At 68.4% G+C, this 23,395-nt stretch carries 24 protein-coding genes; 16 read left to right on the plus strand and 8 right to left on the minus strand.

What is annotated here, in order from left to right; translation table 11 throughout:
• Positions 1 to 215: 215 nt before the first annotated feature.
• The 6 genes from AAFN86_RS26730 to AAFN86_RS26755 all read right to left on the minus strand — a co-directional run bounded on the left by AAFN86_RS26730 (position 216) and on the right by AAFN86_RS26755 (position 4,490).
• The gene (locus AAFN86_RS26730; protein WP_347546670.1) at positions 216 to 605 is read right to left on the minus strand and encodes a hypothetical protein; all 390 of its coding nucleotides are present in this window, start codon (positions 603 to 605) and stop codon (positions 216 to 218) included.
• Positions 602 to 1,954, minus strand: coding sequence for a recombinase family protein (locus tag AAFN86_RS26735; protein WP_347546671.1), 1,353 nt, complete (start codon positions 1,952 to 1,954; stop codon positions 602 to 604). The genes AAFN86_RS26730 and AAFN86_RS26735 overlap by 4 nt, the downstream gene beginning before the upstream one ends.
• The gene (locus AAFN86_RS26740) at positions 1,951 to 2,469 is read right to left on the minus strand and encodes a DUF2924 domain-containing protein (protein ID WP_347546672.1); all 519 of its coding nucleotides are present in this window, start codon (positions 2,467 to 2,469) and stop codon (positions 1,951 to 1,953) included. The genes AAFN86_RS26735 and AAFN86_RS26740 overlap by 4 nt, the downstream gene beginning before the upstream one ends.
• A 238-nt stretch (positions 2,470 to 2,707) precedes the next feature.
• On the minus strand, positions 2,708 to 3,478 hold the full coding sequence (locus AAFN86_RS26745; protein WP_347546673.1) for a hypothetical protein: 771 nt from the start codon (positions 3,476 to 3,478) through the stop codon (positions 2,708 to 2,710).
• 2 nt (positions 3,479 to 3,480) lie between these two features.
• Positions 3,481 to 3,762: a helix-turn-helix transcriptional regulator gene (locus AAFN86_RS26750; protein ID WP_198370151.1), complete on the minus strand. Its 282-nt coding sequence runs from the start codon at positions 3,760 to 3,762 to the stop codon at positions 3,481 to 3,483.
• Positions 3,759 to 4,490, minus strand: a complete 732-nt coding sequence (locus tag AAFN86_RS26755; RefSeq protein ID WP_347546674.1) for a hypothetical protein — start codon at positions 4,488 to 4,490, stop codon at positions 3,759 to 3,761. Before AAFN86_RS26755 ends, AAFN86_RS26750 begins: the two co-directional genes overlap by 4 nt.
• Positions 4,491 to 4,778: 288 nt before the next feature.
• Here AAFN86_RS26755 and AAFN86_RS26760 point away from each other — a divergent pair, with 288 nt between their 5' ends.
• From AAFN86_RS26760 to AAFN86_RS26815, 12 genes are all read left to right on the plus strand, one after another.
• The gene (locus AAFN86_RS26760) at positions 4,779 to 5,411 is read left to right on the plus strand and encodes a sigma factor (protein ID WP_347546675.1); all 633 of its coding nucleotides are present in this window, start codon (positions 4,779 to 4,781) and stop codon (positions 5,409 to 5,411) included.
• A complete protein-coding gene (locus tag AAFN86_RS26765) occupies positions 5,404 to 5,811 on the plus strand; it encodes a hypothetical protein (protein WP_347546676.1) in 408 nt (135 codons plus the stop codon). Before AAFN86_RS26760 ends, AAFN86_RS26765 begins: the two co-directional genes overlap by 8 nt.
• A complete protein-coding gene (locus tag AAFN86_RS26770) occupies positions 5,811 to 6,347 on the plus strand; it encodes a hypothetical protein (RefSeq protein ID WP_347546677.1) in 537 nt (178 codons plus the stop codon). Before AAFN86_RS26765 ends, AAFN86_RS26770 begins: the two co-directional genes overlap by 1 nt.
• Positions 6,347 to 7,186 carry an ATP-binding protein gene (locus AAFN86_RS26775; protein WP_347546678.1) on the plus strand — a complete coding sequence of 280 codons (840 nt, stop codon included), beginning with the start codon at positions 6,347 to 6,349 and terminating at the stop codon, positions 7,184 to 7,186. Before AAFN86_RS26770 ends, AAFN86_RS26775 begins: the two co-directional genes overlap by 1 nt.
• An 80-nt stretch (positions 7,187 to 7,266) precedes the next feature.
• A complete protein-coding gene (locus tag AAFN86_RS26780; protein ID WP_347546679.1) occupies positions 7,267 to 7,935 on the plus strand; it encodes a hypothetical protein in 669 nt (222 codons plus the stop codon).
• A 7-nt stretch (positions 7,936 to 7,942) separates the two neighbouring features.
• Positions 7,943 to 8,401, plus strand: coding sequence for a DUF6511 domain-containing protein (locus AAFN86_RS26785; RefSeq protein WP_347546680.1), 459 nt, complete (start codon positions 7,943 to 7,945; stop codon positions 8,399 to 8,401).
• Between the two features lie 8 nt (positions 8,402 to 8,409).
• Positions 8,410 to 9,183 (plus strand): hypothetical protein, encoded by a 774-nt coding sequence (locus AAFN86_RS26790; RefSeq protein ID WP_347546681.1) that lies wholly within the window; start codon positions 8,410 to 8,412, stop codon positions 9,181 to 9,183.
• A complete protein-coding gene (locus AAFN86_RS26795; protein ID WP_347546682.1) occupies positions 9,180 to 10,472 on the plus strand; it encodes a DEAD/DEAH box helicase in 1,293 nt (430 codons plus the stop codon). Before AAFN86_RS26790 ends, AAFN86_RS26795 begins: the two co-directional genes overlap by 4 nt.
• Positions 10,465 to 13,398, plus strand: coding sequence for a toprim domain-containing protein (locus AAFN86_RS26800; RefSeq protein ID WP_347546683.1), 2,934 nt, complete (start codon positions 10,465 to 10,467; stop codon positions 13,396 to 13,398). Before AAFN86_RS26795 ends, AAFN86_RS26800 begins: the two co-directional genes overlap by 8 nt.
• A gap of 127 nt (positions 13,399 to 13,525) precedes the next feature.
• Positions 13,526 to 14,074 carry a hypothetical protein gene (locus tag AAFN86_RS26805; RefSeq protein ID WP_347546684.1) on the plus strand — a complete coding sequence of 183 codons (549 nt, stop codon included), beginning with the start codon at positions 13,526 to 13,528 and terminating at the stop codon, positions 14,072 to 14,074.
• The gene (locus tag AAFN86_RS26810; RefSeq protein WP_347546685.1) at positions 14,071 to 14,301 is read left to right on the plus strand and encodes a hypothetical protein; all 231 of its coding nucleotides are present in this window, start codon (positions 14,071 to 14,073) and stop codon (positions 14,299 to 14,301) included. The genes AAFN86_RS26805 and AAFN86_RS26810 overlap by 4 nt, the downstream gene beginning before the upstream one ends.
• Positions 14,291 to 14,854: a DUF6456 domain-containing protein gene (locus AAFN86_RS26815; protein ID WP_347546686.1), complete on the plus strand. Its 564-nt coding sequence runs from the start codon at positions 14,291 to 14,293 to the stop codon at positions 14,852 to 14,854. The genes AAFN86_RS26810 and AAFN86_RS26815 overlap by 11 nt, the downstream gene beginning before the upstream one ends.
• Here the strand turns inward: AAFN86_RS26815 and AAFN86_RS26820 are convergent.
• A complete protein-coding gene (locus tag AAFN86_RS26820; protein WP_347546687.1) occupies positions 14,835 to 16,073 on the minus strand; it encodes a hypothetical protein in 1,239 nt (412 codons plus the stop codon). The genes AAFN86_RS26815 and AAFN86_RS26820 overlap by 20 nt on opposite strands.
• Positions 16,074 to 16,412: 339 nt before the next feature.
• Between AAFN86_RS26820 and AAFN86_RS26825 the strand changes: the two genes are divergently transcribed.
• Together AAFN86_RS26825 and AAFN86_RS26830 are read left to right on the plus strand one after the other, a co-directional pair.
• Positions 16,413 to 17,882, plus strand: a complete 1,470-nt coding sequence (locus AAFN86_RS26825; RefSeq protein WP_347546688.1) for a site-specific DNA-methyltransferase — start codon at positions 16,413 to 16,415, stop codon at positions 17,880 to 17,882.
• 16 nt (positions 17,883 to 17,898) lie between these two features.
• Positions 17,899 to 19,137 carry a DNA methyltransferase gene (locus tag AAFN86_RS26830; RefSeq protein ID WP_347546689.1) on the plus strand — a complete coding sequence of 413 codons (1,239 nt, stop codon included), beginning with the start codon at positions 17,899 to 17,901 and terminating at the stop codon, positions 19,135 to 19,137.
• 655 nt (positions 19,138 to 19,792) lie between these two features.
• On the opposite strand, the gene AAFN86_RS26835 is transcribed toward AAFN86_RS26830, so the two are convergent.
• A complete protein-coding gene (locus AAFN86_RS26835; RefSeq protein ID WP_347546690.1) occupies positions 19,793 to 20,680 on the minus strand; it encodes a DUF3489 domain-containing protein in 888 nt (295 codons plus the stop codon).
• Between the two features lie 175 nt (positions 20,681 to 20,855).
• Here AAFN86_RS26835 and AAFN86_RS26840 point away from each other — a divergent pair, with 175 nt between their 5' ends.
• Positions 20,856 to 21,434 carry an elements of external origin gene (locus AAFN86_RS26840; protein ID WP_347546691.1) on the plus strand — a complete coding sequence of 193 codons (579 nt, stop codon included), beginning with the start codon at positions 20,856 to 20,858 and terminating at the stop codon, positions 21,432 to 21,434.
• On the plus strand, positions 21,434 to 23,392 hold the full coding sequence (locus tag AAFN86_RS26845; protein ID WP_347546692.1) for a phage terminase large subunit family protein: 1,959 nt from the start codon (positions 21,434 to 21,436) through the stop codon (positions 23,390 to 23,392). Before AAFN86_RS26840 ends, AAFN86_RS26845 begins: the two co-directional genes overlap by 1 nt.
• Positions 23,393 to 23,395 lie beyond the last annotated feature (3 nt).

A 23,395-nucleotide genomic window follows, 5' to 3' on the forward strand; every position in this document is an offset into this window, starting at 1 on the left:
CATCCGCGCCCACGCCGCGTCATCCAGGATCAACCGATCCAGCACGCCCATCCGCCGCCTCCAAAAGGCAGCTTTGAATCATGCTTCCATCAGCCAGGGAATCCCTAGAGTCCACATGACCTAACGCTAGAACCGCCCATTTTTGCTCCAATGCCTTGCCGGATTGATCGCTAGGACTAGGAAGGGCGCCACGCGGGCAACCACCGGTGGCGCCCTTACGCGCGCGCCAGAAGCTCCTTCTGGTGTTCCCAGTCACTAGGAAGCAGCTGCACCACGTCCGGAGGAGCCAGACTATGCCTAGCGCGACCGTTAAGGAGCTCCTCGACAATTTGCGGCGCGAGAAGCGTCAGCCTAAGCAGACTGCCCAGATATCCCCGCTCGATCTTCTCCGCCGCGGCCATCTCGGTGATCGAGCCATACCGTCCGTCATCGAGCAGCCGCTGATACCGAAACGCGCGCGCCAGCGCTTTCACCAGCGCCGGGTCGGCGCGCGTTGGGATGGGATCCTCGCCGTCGCCACGGACCGGCGTGACCACCGTCTTCCGCCCCGGCCGCCGCCGGATCTTGAGCGGCACCCGCACCGTGATGCTGGTCGCGGCGGTCATGCTACGTCCCTCAGCGTTTCGGGCGCGATCGCCGTGAGGTCGCGGACCAAACCGGCCAGCCCCTCAACGCGGAGCCGAATGTCGGCGCCGGTGGGTCCAACCACCACGCGCTCCACCAGCGCCCGTACGATCCGCGCCTGCTCCGCCGGGAACAGTTCCTCCCACAGGGGATCGAGCCGGTGCAGGGCATCCTGTACCTCGCGCTCGGTCAGGTCCGGCGCCTCGCGTCGTGCTGCGAGCCAGGTGCCGATCACGATCTCCGGCTGTCGCAGCAAGGCACGAACCTGGCTGATCACCGCGCCTTCGATCTGCGCCGCCGACACGCGCCGCACGATGCTGTCGTCGCGCTGGGCGTCGCACTTCAGCACCCGCTGCGCGACATAGTAGCGGTAGAGCCTGCCATTCTTCACGGCATGCGTCGGCGACATCGCACGGCCGTCAATCCCAAAGATCAGCCCCTTCAGCAGCGCCGGCGCGTGCTGTCGGTTCTGCGCGGCGCGGGCGCGCGGACTGACCTGCAGGATGGCGTTCGCCCGGTCCCACAGATCGCGCGGCACGATCGCCTCGTGCTCGCCACGAAAGACGTTCCCCTTGTGTGTGATCTCGCCGATGTAGGTCCGCAGGTTCAGCGCCTTGTAGACGTCACCCTTATTGAGCAGCCGGCACGACTTGCTGGTGATGCCCTCCGCCTGCAGTCGGCGCACTGTCTCGACGCCGGAGCCCGTCTCGATGAACAACTCGAACACCCGCCGCACCCGCGCGGCTTCGGTCTCGTTCACCACCAGCTTGCGGTTGGCGACGTCGTACCCGAGCGGCACCTTCCCGCCCATCCACATGCCGCGCGCCTTCGAGGCAGCGACCTTGTCACGGATACGCTCTCCGATCACCTCGCGCTCGAACTGCGCGAAGGAGAGCAGGATGTTCAGCGTCAGCCGGCCCATGCTGGTCGTGGTGTTGAAGGATTGCGTGACCGAGACGAAGGTGACGCCGTGCGCTTCCATGGTCTCCACCAGCTTGGCGAAATCCATCAGGGAGCGGGACAGTCGGTCGATCTTGTAGACCACGATGACGTCGACCAGGCCCTGCTCGATATCGGCCAGCAGGCGTTTGAGCGCGGGGCGCTCCAGCGTGCCGCCGGAGAACCCGCCATCGTCGTAGCGGTCGCGCACCAGCAGCCAGCCCTCGGCCCGCTGGCTGGTGATGTAAGCCTCACAGGCATCGCGTTGTGCGTCGAGGGTGTTGAACTCCTTGTCGAGCCCCTCGTCCGTGCTCTTGCGCGTGTAGACCGCACAGCGGAGCTTCTTCGTGGTCGCCGGCATCACCTCACCGGCGGGCGCTTTCCGCCTCATGCGCCACCGCCCGGCTGGCGCAACCCGAAGAATGCCCAGCCATTCCAGCGCGTGCCGGTGATGTGCCGCGCGATGGCGGAGAGGGACCGGTAGGGCCGCCCCTCATACTCGAAGTCATCGGCGCGGACGGTGACGACATGCTGCACGCCGTCATGCTCGCGGATCAGCCGCGTGCCAGGCAGCGGGCGGCTGTCGGCGCGGATGCGGCGTAACACCACGTTCCCGCCGTCCAAGTGCTCGCCCAGCGCCTCGAGGCGCGCCCGTGTCTCCGGCTTCAGGCCACCATAGGCGAGTTCCTGGATGCGATAGGCGAGCCGGCTGGTGATGTAGCTGCGGCTGAATGGGGGCGGTTCCTTCCCGAACAGTTCCCGCCACTGCTGCTTCAGCTGGGCGATCGGTGCCGTCTTGAGGGCAGCCAGTCGCGGTAGCACCTGCGCCGGTGGGACCTTCGGGATGGTGGGCGCCGGCGGCGCAGCATCGTGCTGCCTCGCCTTCGCGGTCGATCGTCTGGTCATGCGACTCCCTTTCTCCTGGGGTTCGCATGACGGCGCTGCCTGGCGGTCGAGTGTAGGCGAACGTCTCCATGCTCCTCGACCTGGGCGGCATCCCGCGCGAGATCCTCGGCAGCGCGGCTGCGCAGCCGCACCAGGCCGCGGGCGAGGATGTCGCAGACCTCGCGGAGGTGGGGCGGGAGGTAGGCGTTGGTGGTCGGCAGGGGCATCGTGATCCAGCACGCATTGTCCTGCCTCCCCTTTACGTATTCGCGCGACCGTTCTTCCCATGGGCCGGCGCAGGTCCGCGGCGGCGTGGCGGCGGTGGCACCGCGCTACGAGGATCGTCGCCGCGGAGACGATGGTAGAACCGGCTGACTCGCTGCTTCACCGCGCTCTCGCTCGGGACGTTCTCCGGCCCGTAGGTGGTCGAGAACCAATCCATCATCCGCCGCACCAGGGGTGCCTGCGTCTCAGGTAGGCCCTCGTCATGGGCGATTGCACCGAGCTCACAGAGACACTCTTCCCAATCGTGCCGAGCCGGCGCGCCGCGCGCCGCTGGCGTCGGCCATGCAGGAGGGGGCACGGGGGCTGATGGCAGCGGCTCACTGGCCTGACCGAGATCATGCTCCATCTCGAAGCGTTCCAGCTCGTCATGCCGAACGACCAGCTGGGCCCGCTTCACGAGCAACGCGTGGTGCTCGCCGGCGTCGTCGATCGGCTCCAGCAACTGGCCGGCCGGGCTCAGAAAGCGCGCGATCTGGCCCGCACCATTCTGCAGGACCGCATAGGCATCGATGCGCGACAGATCGATGGGACCGACCTGGTGCTGGCGCCCCTTCGGCTCGACCCGGATCCGGCCATCCGCGGCCTGATGCGTGTCGCTCACCTCCATCAGTAGCGCCGCAACGGGCAGGGACAGACTGAGCTCGCCCTCCAGCACGTAGGCGGAGATGTCGTCGGCATCCATGGCCCACCGCGCATAAATCTCCCGCAGCGTGTAGTAGGGTTTTCGCCGGTTTGTCTTGGCCACGATCACCTCCGCTCGATCGCGCGCAGGCGCCGATAGGCCCGCACCACCTTCGCCATGTCCTGCCGCATGTCCGGCGGCAGGCGCCGGGCCTCGACGTACAAGTCGTCCATCTGCACACCGAGGATGGCCGCCGCGCGTTCGATGAGCTGGTCGCGTGGCGGGCTCTCCAGGTCCCGCTCGATGCGCGACCAGTAGGCGGCGGAGATGCCGAGACGCTCGGCCATGTCGGTCAGACCGATGCTGAGCTCGGTCCGCCGCTCGCGCAGGATGCTGCCGAAGCTCACAGCCGGCCTCCCTCGATCAGGCGGTAGCGCTGCAGGCGCACGACAATGAACCGGTCGGACACGCCGAAATCGCCCGCCAGCGCGGAGATGACGCCGCCCACTGCCTCCGGTGCCGTCTGGCGTGCCAGAACCCGGGAGCCGACACGGCCATGATGAGGCGCATGGACCATGCGCAGCCGTTCGGCGCGCGCATGGGCCACCAGGCGCAGATGCAATGGGACCGGCGGCACCAGCAGGGCTCCCATGAACTCATTGGCACGACGCTCCTCGCGCACGGTGGCACCATCGAAGCTGTGCGGCCCGGCGCTGACGGACCGGTAGTGCCGCGCCGGATGGCGCGCGGCCGCGGGGACGTCGAACACGACATGCCCCAGCTCATGCGCCACGGTGCTCAGCATCAGGTCCGGGCGATTGGCCAGGAGCGCCGTGTTGACCGAGACGAGGGCGATGCCCGGCGCGGTCGGATCCGTCTCGCAGATGCCGAGCACGGGCTGGCGGTCCTCGTCATGGACAGCGTGGGCGAAGTCCCAATGCACGTCCACGCGATGTCGATTGACCTCCAGCCGCGTGGCGGCGGCGACCAGGTCCTTCGGGTCGAGCGCCCAAGGACTGTCGCGCCGCGCGACCGCCTGACGCAGTTGCGCCGCGACCGCCCAGACGGTCCCGGCAGCCAGGGGGCGGGGCGCGTTCGATGAGGGGTCATGCGGGTAGGACAGGGAAACCGACATGGGCGGGGGCCTCTGGTGTTTGCGCGTCTGCGTAACGCGATGTTCTGTTTATGTTCCACTGCGCGACTGAGTCCAGCGTCCTGTCCTGAGGCCGGTCAATAAATGGCCGAAACGGTGTCCGTCACCTGATGGGTGGGCCGTAACCTACTGAACTAGAACGCTGTGGTGGCGGTCAGGAAATCCCGGCAATTCCTGACCAGGAATACCTACCCGTTGCAGGCTGACTGCCCTCCTATCCGCGTGGCCCCCTCCCGCCGTCGCCATCACCCGGCGCCGGAGGAGGATCAAATGACCGCGCAACGTGCCAATGCGCCCCCACAGCTACTCTCGTGGGAGGCGCCCGAGCTTCGGGGCGCCCTGGCCACCGCCACCATCCAGGCGGCGCGCGCCGCCCGGCGCCAGCACCTGCATCGCGCTGACCGCGACGACTTGCGGCAGGACATCCTGGTCGCGCTGCTGGAACGGCGGGAGCAGTTTGATCCGGCGCGGGGTGCATGGAGCACCTTTGCCGGCGTCGTCGCCCGCACGGTCGTCGCCGACCAGATGCGTGCGCGGCAACGGCAGCGGGTCACCTGCCTGCCGCTCGACCTCGACCTGTTCCCGACAGGGGCGTCGGTCACGCAGCAGGACTGCGCCGATGCGGACCTGACCCTCGATCTGCGGCGGGTCGCGGCGGAGTTGCCCCTGCAGCCGGCCGCCTTGCTGCGGCTGCTCGCGACGCTGGGCGACGTCGCTGCCGCACAGCGCACCGACGCGCGCTCCTGCACCGCCTTCTACCGCGCCGTCGCCGACCTGCGCTGCTGGCTGCGGGCGTTGGGCATGCGCCCGGCTGCTCCCGGCGAGCGTCGGCAGCCGCCTCCGACCCGGTGGGAAAAATCGCCCCTCGTCTCCGTAGAGAAGGAGATACCGAACCATGCGTGACAGGGAGAGCCGAACGGTGCGCTTCACATCCCCCGAATTGCTGTCGAACGAGATCCTGCTGAGCATCGAGGATCTGATCGACGTCGTGCTGACCGAGAATGGGCTGTGCGACCGCTACGTCGATGCGTCGCCCGGTGAGGCGGTCGTCTATCACATCGGCCTGCTCGCCCGTGATCGCGACAAGGCCGCCACTGATCTGTCACCCGAGCGCCGCGAGGATCTCGAAGCCGTCGCGCGGCGCGTCTGGGCGATGGCGGAAGCCGGTCTCGGTCATCTCGCGCAGCGCCGCGTCGCCGAAGGGCGCTGCGCCTATCTGCTGATCGTGCGGCCGCGGCCGCTCAGCGCCCGGAGCGCGGCCGGCTACGTGCTGGCCGACCTGCTCGGCCGGGAGGCGGCGTGATGGATGTCGCCCGCCGCAACCACCCGACGATCGATGACATGCGCCTGCTGCCGATTGGCCAGGTGATCAACCTGTCGGCCGAGCATCTCGCCCTGCTGCAGGAGGAGGCGCGCTCCCGCTTGGACACCGCGAAGCGCGCGTTGGACTGGATCGAGGGCGCCATCGCCATGCGCTACGAGCAGCGTGCCATCGGTGCTCGTGCCGCGGCCGGCAAGGACACCGGCACGGTGCGCTTCATGGACGGCGCGGTCGAAATCGCCGCCGATCTCCCCAAGAAGGTCGAATGGGACCAACGGCGCCTCGCTGCCCTGGCCGAGCAGATCCGCGCCGGTGGCGAGGATCCCGAAGAGTATGTCGAGGTCAGCTTCAAGGTGGCTGAGCGCGCCTATGCCGCCTGGCCGGAGCGCATCCGCAATGCCTTCGAGCCGGCGCGGACCGTGCGCACCGGCAAGCCGACCTACCGCCTGACCATCTGCACCGAACGCGAGCTGCGCGACGGCGGCATCGCCATTCCCTTCACCGGGGGGATCGGCTGATGGCGCTGCGCATTGTTACCGCCGATGAGCGCCTCTCGCGCGCGGCCAACAAGACCACGCTGGCGCTGTTCGGCTCCAGCGGCGTCGGCAAGACCACCCAGCTCAAGACCCTGCCGCCGGCCGAGACCATCTGCATCGACCTCGAGGCGGGGATGAAGTCGGTCCAGAACTGGCCGGGGGATAGCATCCCCGTGCGCTGCTTCGAGGACGCCATCGACATCGCCTGTCTCGTCGGCGGCGTGAATCCGGCCGCCGATCCGAACGGCTTCTTCTCGGAGGGGCACTACCAGCACCTCGCCGCGGCGCATCCGGACCTGGTGCGGCTGCTCGCCGGGAAGTCGATCGTCTTCCTGGACAGCATCACCGACCTCACACGCCAGGCGATGGCCTGGGCGAAGCTGCGGCCCGAGGCCTTCTCCGAAAAGACCGGTAAGCCCGACACCCGCGGCGCCTATGGCCTGCTCGCGCGCGAGGTCATCGGTCTGCTCAAGCATCTGCAGCACGCGCCCGGCAAGACCACCATCATGGTCGGCATCCTGGAGAAGGTCACCGACGAGTTCGGCAAGGTGACCTGGCAGCCGCAGATGGAGGGCGGCAAGGCCGCGCGGGAACTGCCCGGCATCGTCGATCAGGTCGTCACCATGGGGCTGTTCGGCCGCGAGGGTGACGCCTGGCGCTACGACCCCGAGCGCGGAACGGAACGCCGGCTGGTCTGCCGCGCCGGCAATGCATTCGCGCTGCCCGCGAAGGACCGCTCCGGCCGCCTCGACGAGACCGAGCCGGCCGACCTCGCCGCCCTGCTTCGCAAGATCAACGCCCACACCAGCGCCCAGGGGTGATGCCCATGTACGACATGAACGATGCCGAGCTGCCACGTGGCTCCGACCTCATTCCCGATGGCAGCTTCGCCAAGGTGATCATGGCCATCCGCAAGGGCGGCCTCGACGGGCAGGGCGAGGTGGATCGCGGCCTCCTCAAGGCGGCGCGTAATCCCGAGAGCGACGTCCGCATGCTGGATTGCGAGTTCACGGTGGTGGTCGGGCCGCACATCCGTCGCAAGTTCTGGCAGACCTTCACCGTCGTCGGCGGCAAGGTCGACGAGCAGGGTGTCTCGATCGGCTGGAAGATCTCGAAGGGCATCTTCCGGGCGATGATCGACAGCGCGCTCGGCCTTGATCCGCAGGATATGAGCGAGGTGGCCAAGGCCAAGCGTGTGCTGCGGGGCCTGGCCGACCTGCACGGCATCACCTTTGCCGCCAAGGTCCGGGTCGAGCCTGCGAGCGACTCCCGCTACAGCGACAACAACCGGCTGGATCGGGTCGTGCTACCGGGCGAGCCGGAATACCGCCGCATCATGGATGGCGAGGCGGTGCCGGCCTCGCCCAGCCATCGAGCGGCACGCCCGGCCGCACCCGCCACGCCGGCCAGCACGCCGCCGGCCTGGGCCACGCCGCCCGCGCAGCCGGCGCCTGCCACGTCCGCCCGCAGCTGGGAGCGGGCGGCGCCTTCTGCCCCCATCCAGGCCGCACCGCCTCCCGCCGCGGCGTCCGCACCTGCTTCGAGCGGCCCGGCCTGGCTGAACGGCTGATGGCGGTATGGCCCGACGACGCTGGGCAGGGGCGCGGCCGACACCGCGCCCCGCGGCCGCAACCCTGCCACCGCTCCCCGGCTGCACGCCAGCGGACCAGGTCCGCCGCCTCACCTGCGCGCTCTGCAGCCGCGAGGCCAAGGGCTTCGGCTATGTGCATGAGCTTCGCCTCGGCATTCATCCGAAGCTGTCCTTCTGCTCGATGCGCTGCTGCGACGCCGGCTGCGCGCTGGCACGGCGGAGCGGCGGCGTGATCGACAAGACGCCGATGGAGGCGCGCGCCGTGAAGGATGCGCGCCGGCCGCTCGCTGAGGTGCTGGTGGAGCTGGACCTGATGGCGCCGTTCCACGACCGCAGCGCCGCGGAGATCGACCGCATCATCGAGGCCTGCGTCGATGGCTTCCAGACCTCGATGCAGCGGCAGGCCGCGGAGCGCGACCCGCTCGACGACCCGATTCCATTTTGAGGACGGCGATGATCCTCGACCTCAACCATCAATCTGGCCTGGTTTACGGTCGCGCCGCGTCTGTCGGTGCCGATGCCACCGCGCGCATCAACGCGCATCTCGATGCCGCGCTGGTCGCGCGGAACCGGCAGCAGCGCCCGCGCGACTATCTCGGTGGTAGCCGTGTCGGCGAGGCCTGCGCACGGAAGCTCGTCTACGAGGTGGCCCACACGCCGAAGGACGTCGGCCGCGACTTCGACGGCAGCATCCTCCGCATCTTCGACGCCGGCCATCAGTTCGAGGCGCTGTCGATCCGCTGGCTGCGGCATGCGGGCTTCGATTTGCGCGATCGCGGCGCAGATGGCGAGCAGTTCGGCTTTGCTGCGGCCGGCGGAAAACTCCGCGGCCATGCTGACGGCGTCATCGTCGCCGGGCCCGAGGTCGGCATCCGCTGGCCGTCCCTCTGGGAGCACAAGGCGCTCGGTCAGAAGTCCTGGACCGATCTGGTCAAGCGCGGCCTGCGCCTGTCGAAGCCGGTCTACTTCGCGCAGGTGCAGCTCTACATGGCCTACCTCGAACTCGAGGTCGCGCTGCTCACCGCGCTGAACCGCGACACGCTGGCGCTACACCACGAGGTGGTGCCCTTCGAGCCGGACGAGGCCCAGCGCCTCTCGGATCGCGCCGTCGACATCCTGCGCGCCGCAGAGGCCGGGGAACTGCCGCCGCGCATCGCCGTGGCACGCGATTTCTACCTCTGCCGCTTCTGTCCTTATGCCAGCCGCTGCTGGGAGACGCCCGCATGAGCTTCACCCCATCCCTCCAGCAAGCTGAGGCGATCCGCGCAATCGTGGATTGGTTCCAGAACCGCTCCCACCAGCAGCAGGTGTTTCGGCTCTTCGGCTTTGCCGGTAGCGGCAAGAGCACCGTCATCACCCACGCCATCCAGGCGCTGGGCATCGACGCGGCAACCAGCTGCGACGAAGAGCATGCTCCGCGCCGCCGCATTCTCTTCGCTGCCTTCACGGGCAAGGCGGCGCTGGTGATGACCCGCAAGGGCACGCCCGCCTCCACCATCCACTCGCTCATCTATCGCGTTTCGGAGGCGACGCCCGAGGAGATCGACCGCGTCGAACGAGATCTGCTCGACCTCCAGCGCGGTCTCGGGCGCATGGGACCCGCCGAGCGGGCTTTCGCGGAGATGCAGATCAGCAAGCTGCAGCTGCGCCTCACGGATATCCACAAGCCCACCTTCCTGCTGAACGAGCAATCGCTGGTGCGCGATGCCGACCTCATCGTGCTCGACGAGGTGTCGATGGTCGGGCCCGAGATGGCCGCCGACCTGCTGGCCTTCGGCAAGCCCATCCTCGTGCTGGGCGATCCCGGCCAGTTGCCTCCCATCAAGGGCACCGGCGCCTTCACCGAGGCGGTGCCGGACATCATGCTCACCGAGATCCACCGCCAAGCCGGCGAGAGCGCCATCATCCGCCTCGCCACCATGGCACGGCAGGGCATCGACATTCCGCCCGGCGAGCACGATGCCCATGTCTGGAAGCTGCCGCGCAATGTGGTCAGGCCAGATCAGATGCTGCGCGGCGGCCAGGTCATCTGCGGCCGCAACGACACGCGGCGCTGGCTCAATAGCCAGATCAAGCAGGCGGCCGGCTTTCCCGCGCCCTATCCCGCGGGCCAGGACGAGAAGCTCATCTGCCTCAAGAACCGGCACGACCTGGGCCTGGTCAATGGCATGTTCCTGTCGCTGGCAGAGATCCGGCACGAGAGCGAGCTCGCCTTCTCGGCCACCATCACGACCGAGGATGGCGTCGCCATTTCCGGCCGCCACCGCTTCTACAAGGGCCATTACGACGACCACGTCCGCTACGACCGGGAGCGGCTGACCCGGGACTACCGCGAGATGCGCGGGCTGGTCGAGAGCAGCTGGGGCTATGCCATCACCTGCCACAAGGCCCAGGGCAGCCAGTGGGAGAATGTCGTCGTCTATGACGACGGGCTGAGCCGCACGGCCGAGGATCGCAACCGCTGGCTCTACACCGCCATCACGCGCGCCGAGCGCGGGTTGGTGATCCTTGATTGACCTGAACGACGCGGCGCCGCCAGCACTCGCTCTCCGCTACGATCTGGACGCCATCGCGTCCAGGCTGCGCGACACGGCCCATGCTTGGGTGCCTGGGCTGTTCCCCAACGGGCGGCGCCAGGGCGATGAATGGCGTCTCGCCAACATCCAGGGCGCGCCGCCGCGGCAGTCCGGCTCCTGCGTGATCATGCTGGCCGGGGATCATGCCGGTGACTGCCACGACTTCGATGGCGCCCAGGGCGGTGGGCCGTTCAGCACGCTGGAGCATGGCACCGGCCTCACTGGCCGTATGCTGTTCGCCGAGGCTGCGGCGCGTGCCGGCTGGACGGGCGATGCACCCGTCAGGCAGGAGCCACCGCCGGCGCGCAGGCCCGAGCGCGACATGACACATGAGATTGGCTTCGTGCGGGAGCATGCGGTGCCGATCGAGGGGACGGCCGGGGAGACCTATCTGCGTGGCCGTGGCTTGGCGGTGCCGCCCGACGCCGACCTGCTGTTTCATCCCGACCTGACGAACTTCGAGACGAAGGCCGGCTATCTGGCGATGATCGGCCTGGTCCGTGATGTCGCGGGCGAGGTGATCGCGCTCCATCGCACCTATCTGCAGCAGGATGGCGAGGCGGTCCGCAAGGCCGATGTCCCCAAGCCGCGAATGATGATGGGCAAGGTCGGTGGCGGCGCGGTGCGCCTGGCGCCGATCGGCACGCATGGGGTGATCGGGCTCTGCGAGGGCATCGAGACCGGCCTCGCCGTCATGGCGGCGTGCCCCGGCCTGCCTGTCTGGGCCGCTCTCTCCACCTCTGGCCTCGAGCAGGTGCAGCTGCCGCCCGAGGCCCAGCGCGTCGTCATTCTCGCCGACCATGACACCTCCGGCGCCGGCATGCGCGCCGCGGACGCTCTGGCGGGCCGCCTCCGGCGCAACGGCATCGTCACGACCATCGCCTTGCCACCGCAGGAAGGCGACGACTTCAACGACATGTTGAGCCGGGATGGTCCGGACGCGCTGGCCGCTCTGGTGGATGCTGTCCTGCGCGCTGCCGCCACGCCTCCACCACCCGCGGAGGATGAGACCGGTCGGCACCTGCCGCTGGGCTTCCTGGAGCCGGCTGCGCCATTGCCCGTGCTGCGCGCCGATGAGGGCAATCTCCGCCGCGCCACCGATCGCGCCTGGAGCGCCATCCTCGCCTCCAATCGCACGCCCTGGCTATTCCGCCTCGGCGGCCTGCCCAGCTGGGTCACGCCGGATGATGAGGGCCGGCCAGTCGCCGCCACCGTCTCGGAGGAGCGGCTGCGCCACATGCTGGCCAAGCTGGCGGATTGGCGGAAGGTCAACGCCAAGGGCGATGCCATCCCCGCGCCGCCACCCACCGGCGTGGTGAAATCGCTCCTGGCCACCCCGGATCCCGGACTGCCCATACTTGCCGGCATCGTCACCACGCCGGTCTTCGGGCGGGGCAGCGTCCTGCTCACCGAACCTGGCTACCACCCCGACGCCCGCCTGCTCTATCGCCCGAGCGCGGGCTTTCGCCTGCCATCCATTCCCGACCGTCCCTCGGGCCAGGACATCGCTGCCGCGCGCTCACTGCTGCTGGATGACCTGTTGGGCGACTTCCCCTTCACCAGCACCGCGGAACGCGCCCATGCGCTGGCCCTGCTGCTGCTCAGCTTTCTCCGGGCCATGATCGATGGCCCAACGCCGCTGCATCTGATCGAGAAGCCCACCCCCGGCACCGGCGCCACGCTGATGGTGGATGTCATCGCCACCGTGCTGACCGGCGTCGGCGCCTCCGTCATGACCGAAGGCCGCGACGATGAGGAATGGCGCAAGCGCCTCACCGCCAAGCTGCGGCAGATCCCCTCGCTAATCCTGATCGACAATCTGCGCGAGCAGTTGGACAGCTCCGCCCTCGCCGCGGCGCTCACCGCGCCCTTCTGGGAGGATCGCATCCTCGGGCAGTCCGACATGACGCGGCTGCCCATCCGCTGCGCTTGGGTCGCGACCGGCAACAACCCCACCTTCTCGAACGAGATGGCGCGACGCCTGGTCCGCATCCGGCTCGACGCGCACACCGACCAGCCCTGGCGCCGCGACAGTTTTCGCCACCCTGACCTCATGGTTTGGGTGCGCGCCAATCGCGGCCGGCTCGTCGCTGCCTGCCTCACGCTGTGCCAGGCATGGATCAAGGCAGGCCGGCCGCGCGGTGGCCGCAGCCTTGGCAGCTACGAGATCTGGGCGCAGACGCTGAGTGGCGTGCTGGAGGTGGCCGGCATCGAGGGCTTCCTCGGCAACCTCGACGAGATGATGGCGGCGTCGGACAGCGAGGGCGGCGCGTGGCGGGCTTTCGTGCAGACCTGGTGGGATCGCTTCGGCACGGCGGAGGTCAGCGCCAGCGATCTCTTCGGGCACGCGAAGATCGCGGACCCTCCGTTGTCGCTCGGCGGCAAGGATGAAAACGCCCAGCGCATCCGCTTCGGGCTGGCGCTCAAGAAGCTCCGCGATCGTGCATTTCGCATCAGTGACCGCATGGTCCATGTCCGCCCCGCCGCCACGTCCCACAATGCGCAGCGGTGGCGTCTCACGCCGTCTCCAAAAGGCGACACCGGACAACCCTCCCCACTCTCCCCGATCACCGCACCAGAGGGGAGGGTTGAGGGCTTCCGCGGAGGGTTTGAATTCAACCCTAGTGTTGAAACGACCCAGGTAAAACCTGGCCCCGGGGAGGGTGGGGAGAGTGGGGAGGGATTTTCCAACCCACACACATGCGCACGCGCGCACACGCACATGAATGGCCCAGGGGCGGGAAAACCCTCCCCACTCTCCCCACCCTACCCAAACCCTGATTCCACCTGGGTTTCCGGCGGGGAGGGTTCAAAACCAACGCTACCAACCCTCCCCTTGCCTTCCTGGCTGTATGGCGTGCCGTGATCCGCCGTCCGCACAGCACCGGCCCGCCCAGGCCGCGATCGACTGAAAGCCGGGCAGCGACGGCGAGCTCCGCCAAGAACCGCGCCGTCGCCGCCCTCACCAGGACGATCCCCTCTCGGAGACCACCATGGCAGTTGCGACTCTCACCATGCCCGCTGCGCATGCAAGCGGCCCCCCCATCGCCCTCCCGCACGGGATTAGCCTGGCGCACCACGCAGTGCTCGCGCTCGATCTCGGCACCACCACCGGCTGGGCACTGCGGTCGCGTGACGGCGGCATCACTTCCGGCACCATGACCTTCAAGCCGACCCGGTTCGAGGGTGGTGGGATGCGCTTCCTGCGCTTCCGTGGCTGGCTGGCAGAGGTCGCCGCGCTGTCCGGCGGTGTAGCGCGGATCGTGTTCGAGGAAGTCCGCGCACATGCCGGCACCGACGCGGCGCACATTTACGGCGGCTTCCTCGGCACGTTGACCGCCTGGTGCGAGGAACACGAGGTCCCCTACGAGGGCGTCCCGGTCGGCACGATCAAGCGCTACGCCACCGGCCGCGGCAATGCCGACAAGGCGAAGATGGTCGCCGCCATCGAGGCCCGCGGCTTCGCGCCGGCCGACGACAATGAAGCCGACGCCATTGCCTTGCTGCTCTGGGCGACCGAGCCCACGGGAGGCCGCGCATGAGCATCTACGGCGCACCGCTGCCGCCCCGCTCCTGCCTCAACCGCGGCACGCGCAGCCCGACCAACGACAGCGAGGTCAACGCCATGCGCGCTGCCGCTTGGCATCGGCACGGCGTCGCGGCCCTGCCGGTCGCCGACATTACGGACGACTGGCTCCGTCAGGCCATCACCAACGAAGCCAATCGGCGCTGGGGGCGTCGCAACGGGGAGAACCATCATGGCCGGTAAGCGCAAGCTCAAGGCGTCGAAGCCGAAGCTCGACGATCGGGCGAAGCCGTCGAAGTGGCGGCTGCAGCATGGTGGATTTTCGGAACCGATCCGCGAGGCGGATCCGGAAACCGGCAGCCCGGTCCAGCATCGCCGCGCCGTGGACACACTCGGGCTGATGCTGGCCAACGGCAACATCACGCCGCAGATGCACGAGGCGGGCTGCATCTTTCGCACGCTGTTCCGCAGCGCGGCAATCGACAGCATGTCCACGTCGCAGCTGATCCGCCTGCCAGGCTCGACGGCAGACCGAATGTCCAACCGTCAGCTCGACGCGCGTCGCCGTGTGCTTGCGGCGATGGATGCGCTGGGCGGTCACGAAAGCCCGGCCGGCTCTTGCATCTGGTTCGTCGTGGGGCTGGAGATGTCGGTCCGCGAATGGGCTGCGCGTCGAGGCTGGAGCGGCAGGCCAGTGCCGCAGCCAATCGCGGGTGGCATGCTGGTGGCGGCGCTTGGCATTTTAGCGACACACTTCGGGCTGATACCGCGGGGCCTTAATCGTCGCGCACTGTAACGTAGACAGAAATGCCCAGTTTCTCCGACAGCGCCTCCGCAGCTGCCCTGCACATCGTCTCAGCATAGTAGATGTCACCAGAGCCCTTCGGACCCGGGTAATCGATCCACACCTCGCCGTCGAATGGGCCCGACGCCTTCCCGATCGTTATCAAATATTGAACGATTGGATGCGTCACGTCAGTTGTCGTCGCATGCGCGTATCCGAATCCGCTGAACGATTTTCCGTGCTCAGCAGCGAAAGCGGCGTCTGCTGTCTTCACCGCTAAACCGGCAGCGGCGATTGCGTCCTCGATGATCTTCTCGGCGTCAGTTGGCACATCCGTGATTGTGATGGGCTGCAGCAATTGTGCCTGCGCCAAGCCCTCGATTGTCTGCGCATTCAGGTTGCTGCCGCGCTCAACTGCGTCGACAACGTCCTGGAGGATAATGATATGGGACCGCTCGATCAGTTTTTTATCGAAGGGCGTATCGTAGTTGTTGGATCCAGCGAGATAGATTCCCGTAAGCTGCCGCCTGATCTCGTCAGCCTCTTCGGAGGACCAAACAATAATACAGACGCGCGTAAAAGGACGACCTCCGAGTAATCCCTTAAAAATCGGCATAGCGGGGGTCGGCCCAAGCTTACCGAAATTGTCTTTCACCCAAATCTGATCCAAATCGACATTTTGGGGAATCCAGCGCCACTCCCTCTCATGACTCCAATCTATACGTCCAGTCAGACCTACCGGGTTATGAGCGACATACCGGAACTGCTCTCGTTGCGGGAGCACCGCCTCATCAATGATACGGCACGTGGCGGTGTTTTGAACGTAGTGCACATTGCTAGTGGACAGCCCATAAATCGCCGGGCGCCCCCCGGCAGCGTAAAACTCGGATTTCAGGAACGAGATGCCGTAAGCGGACACATTGCCGGCCTTGGCTCTTTCGCGCGCGTAGGTGGCGAAAGCGTAGAGTGGCATCTCGGTTGCGCAGACGGCAGGCTGGCCGCCGTAAATCGTAGTGCGCCCTTTCCGAAACGAGTATCCGGGCATTATTCCGCCGAGCCGGATGATCGTCTTCAGAACGTCGAACGCCCGGGCGTCCCACTCAAGTTCTCCGCCAGCGTAGTGCCCGCATTCGTCCTCGTCCTCCCCCGGGAAATCCTGCTCGGCGCGCCGATCGCGAACGAAGTGCGTGAGCCAGGCGGTGTGGTCGTGACGCCTCGGATTGGTGGACAAGCTGGTCTCCGATACTTGATGATCTGGCAGTCAACCTGTGGGTACGAACCGCCGAACTGGCACCCAAGGCCGCTGTTACATTAGACCCTATGGCGGCGCGCAAATCGAGTTAGCTAAGATGGTGACACGTCGAGAAGGTGCGTCGAGCACCGCGGCTCCCGAGCCACTCGCCCGCTGATCAGCCACTGTGGCTTTCGAGCCGCGGGGTCCTTCCTGGCCCCGCTGTATGCGGGGGGCGGAAGCGCGCAAGGCGCCTAGCGTCAGCCCCGTTTTCCAGGTTGCCAGCGCTGCCAGGTTGCCAGCCGCGGCGCCTTTCATTCGAACATCACGCAGGTGCAGATGCTCCAGGCCCCATGGGCTGCGAGCGCCGTTGAGGCGCGCGCGGTCGCCTCCCTGCTGCCCTATGCCGGCAATGCGCGCACGCATTCCGCCGAGCAGGTGGCGCAGATCGCGGCCAGCATTCTCGAATTCGGCTTCGTGGCGCCGGTGCTGATCGACGAGCGCGGCGAGATCATCGCCGGCCACGGCCGGCTGCTGGCCGCGCAATCCCTCAGCCTCGAGGTCGTCCCCACCATCATCCGCGCGGGGCTGACCGACGCCCAGAAGGCCGCGTACCGCCTCGCTGACAATCGCATTGCACTGAACGCTGGCTGGGACGAGGCGCTGCTCGCCGCCGAGGTCGCCAAGCTCCACGACATGGGCGGCATCGATCTCGCTCTCACCGGCTTCGATGGCACCGAGATCGACCGGCTGCTGGCGGGACTGGAAACCGAAACTGGCAACGTTGCCACCCCGGCGGTTGCCAGCGGTGCCGAGCCTGCCGCTGGCAACCCGGCCGCCGATCCGGGGACCGATAGCGAGCCGGATCCCGCCGACGCGGACCCTGATCCGCCGCGCCAGGCGGTCACCCGCCCCGGCGATCTCTGGTTGCTCGGCGAGCACCGGCTGCTCTGCGGCGACAGTACCGATGCCACCAGCGTCGCGCGCCTGATGGGTGACGAGCGCGCGGCGCTGCTGTTCACCTCCCCGCCTTACGGCAACCAGCGTGCCTACACCACCGGCGGCGTCTCGAATTGGGACGCGCTGATGCAGGGCGTGTTCCAGCATGTCGACGTGGCCCTGCGGGGCGACGGTCAGGTGCTGGTGAACCTCGGCCTGATCCATCGCGACGGCGAGTGGCAGCCCTACTGGTCGGGCTGGCTCGACTGGATGCGCGCCCGTGGCTGGCGCCGTTTTGGGCTCTACGCCTGGGACCAGGGGCCGGGCCTGCCGGGCGACTGGAACGGTCGCCTGGCGCCGGCCTTCGAGTTGGTGTTCCACTTCAATCGCGAGGCGCGGGCGCCGAACAAGATCATCCCCTGCAAATGGGCCGGCACGCCGAACAAGGGCAGTGGGCTGCGCGCCGCCGACGGCGAGGTGAAAGCCTATACCCATGTCGGCCTGCCGGTGCAGGAGATGCGCATCCCGGACAGCGTGCTCCGCATCACCCGCCACAAGGGGCGGGGGATCGAGACGGAGCATCCGGCGGTATTCCCGGTGGCGATGCCGGAACTGCTCCTGCAGACCTATGCCAATCTCGGCGATGTGGTGTTCGAGCCCTTCACTGGCTCCGGTACGACGATCCTCGCCGGTCAGCGCACGGGCCGGAAGGTGCGGGCGATCGAGCTCGCGCCGGCCTATGTCGACCTCGCCATCGCGCGCTACCGCACGCTGTTCCCTGAGTTGAGCGTCGCGCTCGACGGCGACGGACGCGGTTACGACGCGGTTGCCGTCGAGCGCGCGGCGGAGGTCACGGCGAATGCAGCCTGATCTTCGTGTCGAGACCATGCCGGTCGCCGCCCTCGCGCCCTATGCCGCGAATGCCCGGCTGCACCCGGCCGAGCAGGTAGCGCAACTCGCCGCCTCGATCGCTGAGTTCGGCTTCAACGTGCCGGTCCTGGTGGACGATGCCGGGGTGCTGATCGCCGGGCACGGCCGGGTCCTGGCTGCAAAGGCGCTCGGGCTGCAGGAGATCCCGGCCATCCGCCTCGGCCATCTGACCGAGGCGCAGGCGCGGGCCTATCGCCTGGCGGACAACCAGCTCGCGCTGAACTCAACCTGGGACGAGAGCCTGCTGGCGGCCGAACTGCGATCACTGCGCACCGAAGAGTTCGACCTCGGGCTGATCGGCTTCGATGGGGCGATGCTGGATCGGCTGCTCGTTGACGCCGCGCCCGAGGCGCCGGCCGCGGCGGGTGGCGATCCCGACGCGCCGGCGCCGGAGCCACCGGTAGCGCCCGTCACGCGCCCCGGTGACCTCTGGCTGCTCGGCCCGCACCGGCTGCTCTGCGGTGACAGCACTTCCGCAGCGGACGTCGCGCAGCTGCTCGACGGGGCGCGGCCGCACCTGATGGTCACCGACCCGCCCTATGGGGTGAACTACGACCCGGAGTGGCGGAACGAGGCCGGCGTCTCAGCGACGATGCGTACCGGCAAGGTGGCAAACGATGATCGTGCCGACTGGCGCGCTGCCTGGTCGCTGTTCCCCGGCGACGTCGCCTATATCTGGCACGCCGGTGTGCACGCCCGCACCGTGATCGAGAGCCTCGAGGTGGCCGGCTTCGCGGTGCGCAGCCAGATCGTCTGGGCGAAGTCGCGCTTCGTGCTGGGACGGGGCGACTACCACTGGCAGCACGAGCCCTGCCTCTATGCGGTACGCAAGGGCGCGACGGGACACTGGCAAGGTGCACGCGACCAGGCGACGCTCTGGGCGATCTCCAACGGCGGCGACGAGGACGCGGCGACCGTGCACGGCACGCAGAAGCCGGTCGAATGCATGCGCCGGCCAATGGTCAACAACAGCGCGGTCGGTGATGCGATCTACGAACCGTTCTCGGGGAGCGGCAGCACCATCATCGCCGCGGAGACGATCGGGCGGCGCTGCTACGCGATGGAACTCGATCCCCGCTACGTGGACGTCGCCGTGCTGCGGTGGCAGCAAATGACGGGACGGCGAGCTTCGCTCGCAGGATCGGGCCGGGCGTTGGAGACTGTCACAGCGCCCCGTGCGATGGCTCGTGGGTGAAATTCTCTGGCGGCGCGGATGAGATCACAGAGACAGGCTTAACGAAGACAGCCATCGACAATCGTTCGGCCGGGACGTGCTCCGAGTGCATCCCTCACGTTCGCCAAGGAAAACTGCTGGCGCCAGCCAACCTCTGGGATCTCTGCGAGGAAGGTGCGGGGGTTGCTCCTGATGAGTGCATGCGCCGCGTTGACGATGGCGGCCTCGGCGGACCGTCCCCGCCCAAGCGAGAAGCCGTCGTTCAGACCGAGGGGAAAGTTTCGGCCATCAATGACGAGTTGCAGGGTGGTTTGGCCTCTTGGTGTGCGGCCTCTCACTTAGACCGAGACGGATGGAGCTGGATCCATTTGCCCCCCTGGACAGGCGAAGGCGACATACGAATCATCTGCCGAACGAATCATTGCTTCGACGGTCCCTTGAGCGAAGCCGCTCGCCCACCTGAATTGCACCGTGCCCTGCTGAGCGACCGCTGGCGCCGCAAGGGAAATGGCTGCGACGAGCACCGCACTGAACCGTAAGCGCGTGGACAGCAAGAAACGCAACGCGGACGCCAAAACGCGATGATCAACGAAAGCAGCTGACATGCAATACCTCTTGCGATGGCCGATATAGGCTGCCCTACTCGGTAGCCTACCGGAATACCGCACGCTGCCAATCAGTCTGTCACTTGGTACACAGTGTAGGACCCGCGCGCGCCTTCCTTGTTCGGGCCGACCTGGCGGACCCGCTCCAGCACTTCGACGGCGATGCCCTTCTTCTTCAGTCCCGCAAAGAACCCACGCACGGTGTGCTGCGCCCAGCCGGTTGCCTCGGCGATCTGTGCCACCGTGGCCCCCTCAGGCCGGCGGAGCATGGCGAGCACCGCCTCCTGCTTGGTTCCCCCGCGCGGCTTGCGCGGCGCGCCCGCCTCGCGTGTGGGTCGGCCCGGCTTCGTGGCCAGCGCGGCGCGCAGGGCGTCGATCGCGCTCGGCAGGTCGGCGCGCTGGTTCTCCTCGTCGTCCCAGGCATCGAGGACGCGCTGCGCGACCTCACGCAGCGTCGCTTTGCGCGCCGGGCGCGGCGTGGCAAGGGCCTGGTCCAGCAGCGCCACGTCCTCGGTCCGGGCGGGGTAGAGGGCCGCCTCGGCATTCGCTGCGGCAGGGGCCCGCGGCGGGACGTCCGCCCCGCCCGTCGGCGCCGTGTCGGCAACCGCGACGGGGCAGGCAGCCTCGTCGTCACCGTCAATGAGGCGGGGATCCACCCCCTTGCGCTCGTCGCGCGGCCGGGTGTCCTCGACCTCCTCCGCCTCGCCCTCCGGCGTGACGCCGATGGCGCGCAGACCGGCCTCGGTGATGCGTAGCAGCCGGGTCCGGCCGTCGATCTGCCAGGCGTCACGCGCGTCGGTGGCGCTCGCGTGCTCGTCACAGACGAGTTCCTGCTTGATCAGGGACTTCGCCACCGTCTGCCGCGCCGCGGCGGGAAGGCGCTCCGGCGGGATGGCCAGCCGGTCGTCGCGCTGGCTCGCCTGGCTGAGGATGATGCGCTGGGTGTCGGAGAGCGTCATCTCGGGGCTCCTGGTTCGGCACCCGATGATCCGGGTGCTACTGCCCCGAGCCCCATGCGGGGCGATGCGCCGCCGAACCTCGGCGCGTGACGCATGCTTCGCGCTGCGGCGGGGGCTGAGCCAAGCGCCATCGGCGCTGCGTTGATGGCGTTGTTCGAGGGATTTCGATCACATCATGATCGCCACCGCGCCGCCGGGCCGCGTGGCCTCGCAGCGCGAGGTGGCACGCCGCCTCGGCATCTCCCACACTGCTTTGCAGAAGGCGCAGCGAGCCGGGCGCATCGCGCCGGAAGCTGACGGCGCCTGGGACGTCGAGAAGGTCCGCGCCGGCCTCGCCGACAGCAGCGATCCCGTCCGGAAGACGGCCACGCTGGCGCCGGCTCCGCCGGCAACACCGCGCCCTCCCGCACCATCGCCCGTCGCCACAGTGGCGCCGGCGGCCGATCCGCTCCCGCGCGCAGCCCAGAACACCTTTCACGATGCGCGGACGGCGAACGAGGTCCTCAAGGCGCAGGAGCGGCGGCTGCGGCTCGACGAGCGCAAGGGCAAGCTGGTCGACAAGGCCCGCGCGCTGCTGCTCGTGCACCGCCTCGCCAAGGAGGAGCGCGACGCCATCCTCGCATGGCCGGCTCGTATCGCGGCGGAGATGGCAGCCGAGCTCGGCGTCGACGTCCATCGGCTGCAGACGATGATGGACACGCGGCTCCGCCAGCATCTGGCCGCGCGGCACGATGTCCGGGTGAGTGTCGGCTGATGGCGGGCGAGCATCTGCTGGAGGAGCTCGGCCGTTTCGACGGCGACGCCGAGATCCTGCAGGCCTGGCGTGACGGCATGGCGCCCGAGCCGGCGCTACTGGTTTCGGAATGGGCCGACCGCCACCGCCTGCTCGGCTCACGGGGCTCCGCCGAGCCGGGACCCTGGCGCACCGCGCGCACGCCCTATCTGCGCGAGATCATGGATGCCCTGTCGCCGGCCCATGCGGCGCGACGGGTGGTGTTCATGAAGGGGGCCCAGGTCGGCGGCACCGAGTGCGGCAATAACTGGATCGGCTACGTCATCCACCACGCGCCCGGGCCGATGCTCGCGGTGCAGCCGACCACCGAACTGGCGAAGCGCTTTTCCGACCAGCGCATTGACCCGCTGGTCGAGGAGACACCGGCGATCCGCGAACGGGTCGCGCCGGCGCGGTCGCGGGACAGTGGCAACCGCCAACTCAGCAAGGAGTTCCCCGGCGGCCAGCTGGTGATGACCGGGGCAAACAGCGCCGTCGGCCTGCGCTCCATGTCGGCGCGGTTCCTGTTCCTCGACGAGATCGACGCCTATCCCGGCGATGTCGAGGGCGAGGGCGATCCGATCGCGCTGGCCGAGGCCCGGGCACGCACCTTCGGCTGGCGGCGCAAGATGCTGCTGGTCTCGACGCCGACTATCGCCGGCCTGTCGCGCGTCGAACGCGAATACCTGGCGTCCGACCAGCGGCGCTATTTCGTGCCCTGCCCGCATTGCAGGGCGATGCAGTGGCTGCGCTTCGAGCGGCTGCTCTGGGATGACGGCGCGCCCGACACGGCAAGGTACCTCTGCGAGGCCTGCGACGCCCCGATCGGCGAGCAGCACAAGGCGGCGATGCTGGCCGGTGGTGCCTGGCGGGCGACCGCGGAGCCCACCGATCCCCACGCGGTCGGCTTCCACATCTCGGCGCTCTATTCGCCGCCCGGCTGGATGCCCTGGTCCGAGATCGCTCGGCTCTGGCTCGCCGCGCAAGGCGACGATCGGGCGATCAAGACGTTTCGGAACACGGTACTGGGCGAGACCTGGCAGGAGGCGGGCGAGGCACCCGACTGGCAGCGGCTCTACGATCGTCGCGAACACTGGGCCGTCGGCACCGTCCCCCTTGGCGGGCTGCTGCTGACCGCCGGCGTCGATGTGCAGCGCGACCGGCTCGAGGCCTCGATCTGGGCCTGGGGGCCGGACCGCCAATCCTGGCTGATCGAGCACCGTGTTCTGGCGGGAAACCCGTTCGAGGCAGCGGTGTGGGAGGAACTCCGGCTGCTGCTGGGAGAGACCTGGCGGCACGCCAGCGGCCACCGCCTGCCCATCGCCATGGCGGCGATCGACAGCGGTGACGGCATGACCACTGCGGAGGTCTACGCCTTCGTGCGGCGGGCCGGCGCCGGCCGCGCCATCGCGGTCAAGGGCCAGGACGGACTGCGCGCCGCGATCGGTCAGCCCGCGGCGACGGAGGTGCGGCGGAACGGGCGCAAGCTCGGTGGGCTGAAGGTCTGGCCGGTCGGCTCGTCCTTCCTGAAGGCCGAGACCTATGGCTGGCTGAAGCTCAATCGCCCGACCGAAGAGAGCGGGGATCCCTTCCCCGCCGGGTTCCTGCACCTGCCGATCCATGCGGCGGGGGAAGAATTCTGTCGGCAGCTCACCGCCGAGCAGCTGGTCGCGCGCGCTGGCCGCAACGGCTTCCGTCGGCTCGAATGGGTCAAGGCCAGGGAGCGCAACGAGGCGCTGGACTGCCGCGTCTATGCGCGTGCGGCCGCCGCCGCGCTCGGCATGGATGGCTGGGGCGAGGGACGCTGGGCGCGGATGGCCGACGCGCTGTCGCTGCCGGCCGACGAACCATTCTCCGCGGCGGCGCAGACATCGTCCGCCGGTGCACCGCCGACCCGCCCCCGCGCCTGGCTTGCCCCGCGTGGCGGCTGGCTGCGCTGAACC

It is taken from the genome of Roseomonas sp. CAU 1739 (assembly GCF_039839775.1).
Lineage (GTDB): Bacteria > Pseudomonadota > Alphaproteobacteria > Acetobacterales > Acetobacteraceae > Neoroseomonas.

Excerpts from the sequence above, each read along its gene's own strand:
- AAFN86_RS26730 (WP_347546670.1), bottom strand. The coding sequence starts at position 605 with ATGACCGCCGCGACCAGCATCACGGTGCGGGTGCCGCTCAAGATCCGG.
- AAFN86_RS26815 (WP_347546686.1), top strand. The coding sequence starts at position 14,291 with ATGGCCGGTAAGCGCAAGCTCAAGGCGTCGAAGCCGAAGCTCGACGAT.
- AAFN86_RS26795 (WP_347546682.1), top strand. The coding sequence starts at position 9,180 with ATGAGCTTCACCCCATCCCTCCAGCAAGCTGAGGCGATCCGCGCAATC.
- AAFN86_RS26735 (WP_347546671.1), bottom strand. The coding sequence starts at position 1,954 with ATGAGGCGGAAAGCGCCCGCCGGTGAGGTGATGCCGGCGACCACGAAG.
- AAFN86_RS26740 (WP_347546672.1), bottom strand. The coding sequence starts at position 2,469 with ATGACCAGACGATCGACCGCGAAGGCGAGGCAGCACGATGCTGCGCCG.
- AAFN86_RS26755 (WP_347546674.1), bottom strand. The coding sequence starts at position 4,490 with ATGTCGGTTTCCCTGTCCTACCCGCATGACCCCTCATCGAACGCGCCC.
- AAFN86_RS26775 (WP_347546678.1), top strand. The coding sequence starts at position 6,347 with ATGGCGCTGCGCATTGTTACCGCCGATGAGCGCCTCTCGCGCGCGGCC.
- AAFN86_RS26765 (WP_347546676.1), top strand. The coding sequence starts at position 5,404 with ATGCGTGACAGGGAGAGCCGAACGGTGCGCTTCACATCCCCCGAATTG.
- AAFN86_RS26785 (WP_347546680.1), top strand. The coding sequence starts at position 7,943 with ATGGCCCGACGACGCTGGGCAGGGGCGCGGCCGACACCGCGCCCCGCG.
- AAFN86_RS26845 (WP_347546692.1), top strand. The coding sequence starts at position 21,434 with ATGGCGGGCGAGCATCTGCTGGAGGAGCTCGGCCGTTTCGACGGCGAC.
- AAFN86_RS26835 (WP_347546690.1), bottom strand. The coding sequence starts at position 20,680 with ATGACGCTCTCCGACACCCAGCGCATCATCCTCAGCCAGGCGAGCCAG.
- AAFN86_RS26805 (WP_347546684.1), top strand. The coding sequence starts at position 13,526 with ATGGCAGTTGCGACTCTCACCATGCCCGCTGCGCATGCAAGCGGCCCC.
- AAFN86_RS26810 (WP_347546685.1), top strand. The coding sequence starts at position 14,071 with ATGAGCATCTACGGCGCACCGCTGCCGCCCCGCTCCTGCCTCAACCGC.
- AAFN86_RS26770 (WP_347546677.1), top strand. The coding sequence starts at position 5,811 with ATGGATGTCGCCCGCCGCAACCACCCGACGATCGATGACATGCGCCTG.
- AAFN86_RS26825 (WP_347546688.1), top strand. The coding sequence starts at position 16,413 with ATGCTCCAGGCCCCATGGGCTGCGAGCGCCGTTGAGGCGCGCGCGGTC.
- AAFN86_RS26780 (WP_347546679.1), top strand. The coding sequence starts at position 7,267 with ATGGCCATCCGCAAGGGCGGCCTCGACGGGCAGGGCGAGGTGGATCGC.
- AAFN86_RS26830 (WP_347546689.1), top strand. The coding sequence starts at position 17,899 with ATGCCGGTCGCCGCCCTCGCGCCCTATGCCGCGAATGCCCGGCTGCAC.
- AAFN86_RS26790 (WP_347546681.1), top strand. The coding sequence starts at position 8,410 with ATGATCCTCGACCTCAACCATCAATCTGGCCTGGTTTACGGTCGCGCC.
- AAFN86_RS26840 (WP_347546691.1), top strand. The coding sequence starts at position 20,856 with ATGATCGCCACCGCGCCGCCGGGCCGCGTGGCCTCGCAGCGCGAGGTG.
- AAFN86_RS26760 (WP_347546675.1), top strand. The coding sequence starts at position 4,779 with ATGACCGCGCAACGTGCCAATGCGCCCCCACAGCTACTCTCGTGGGAG.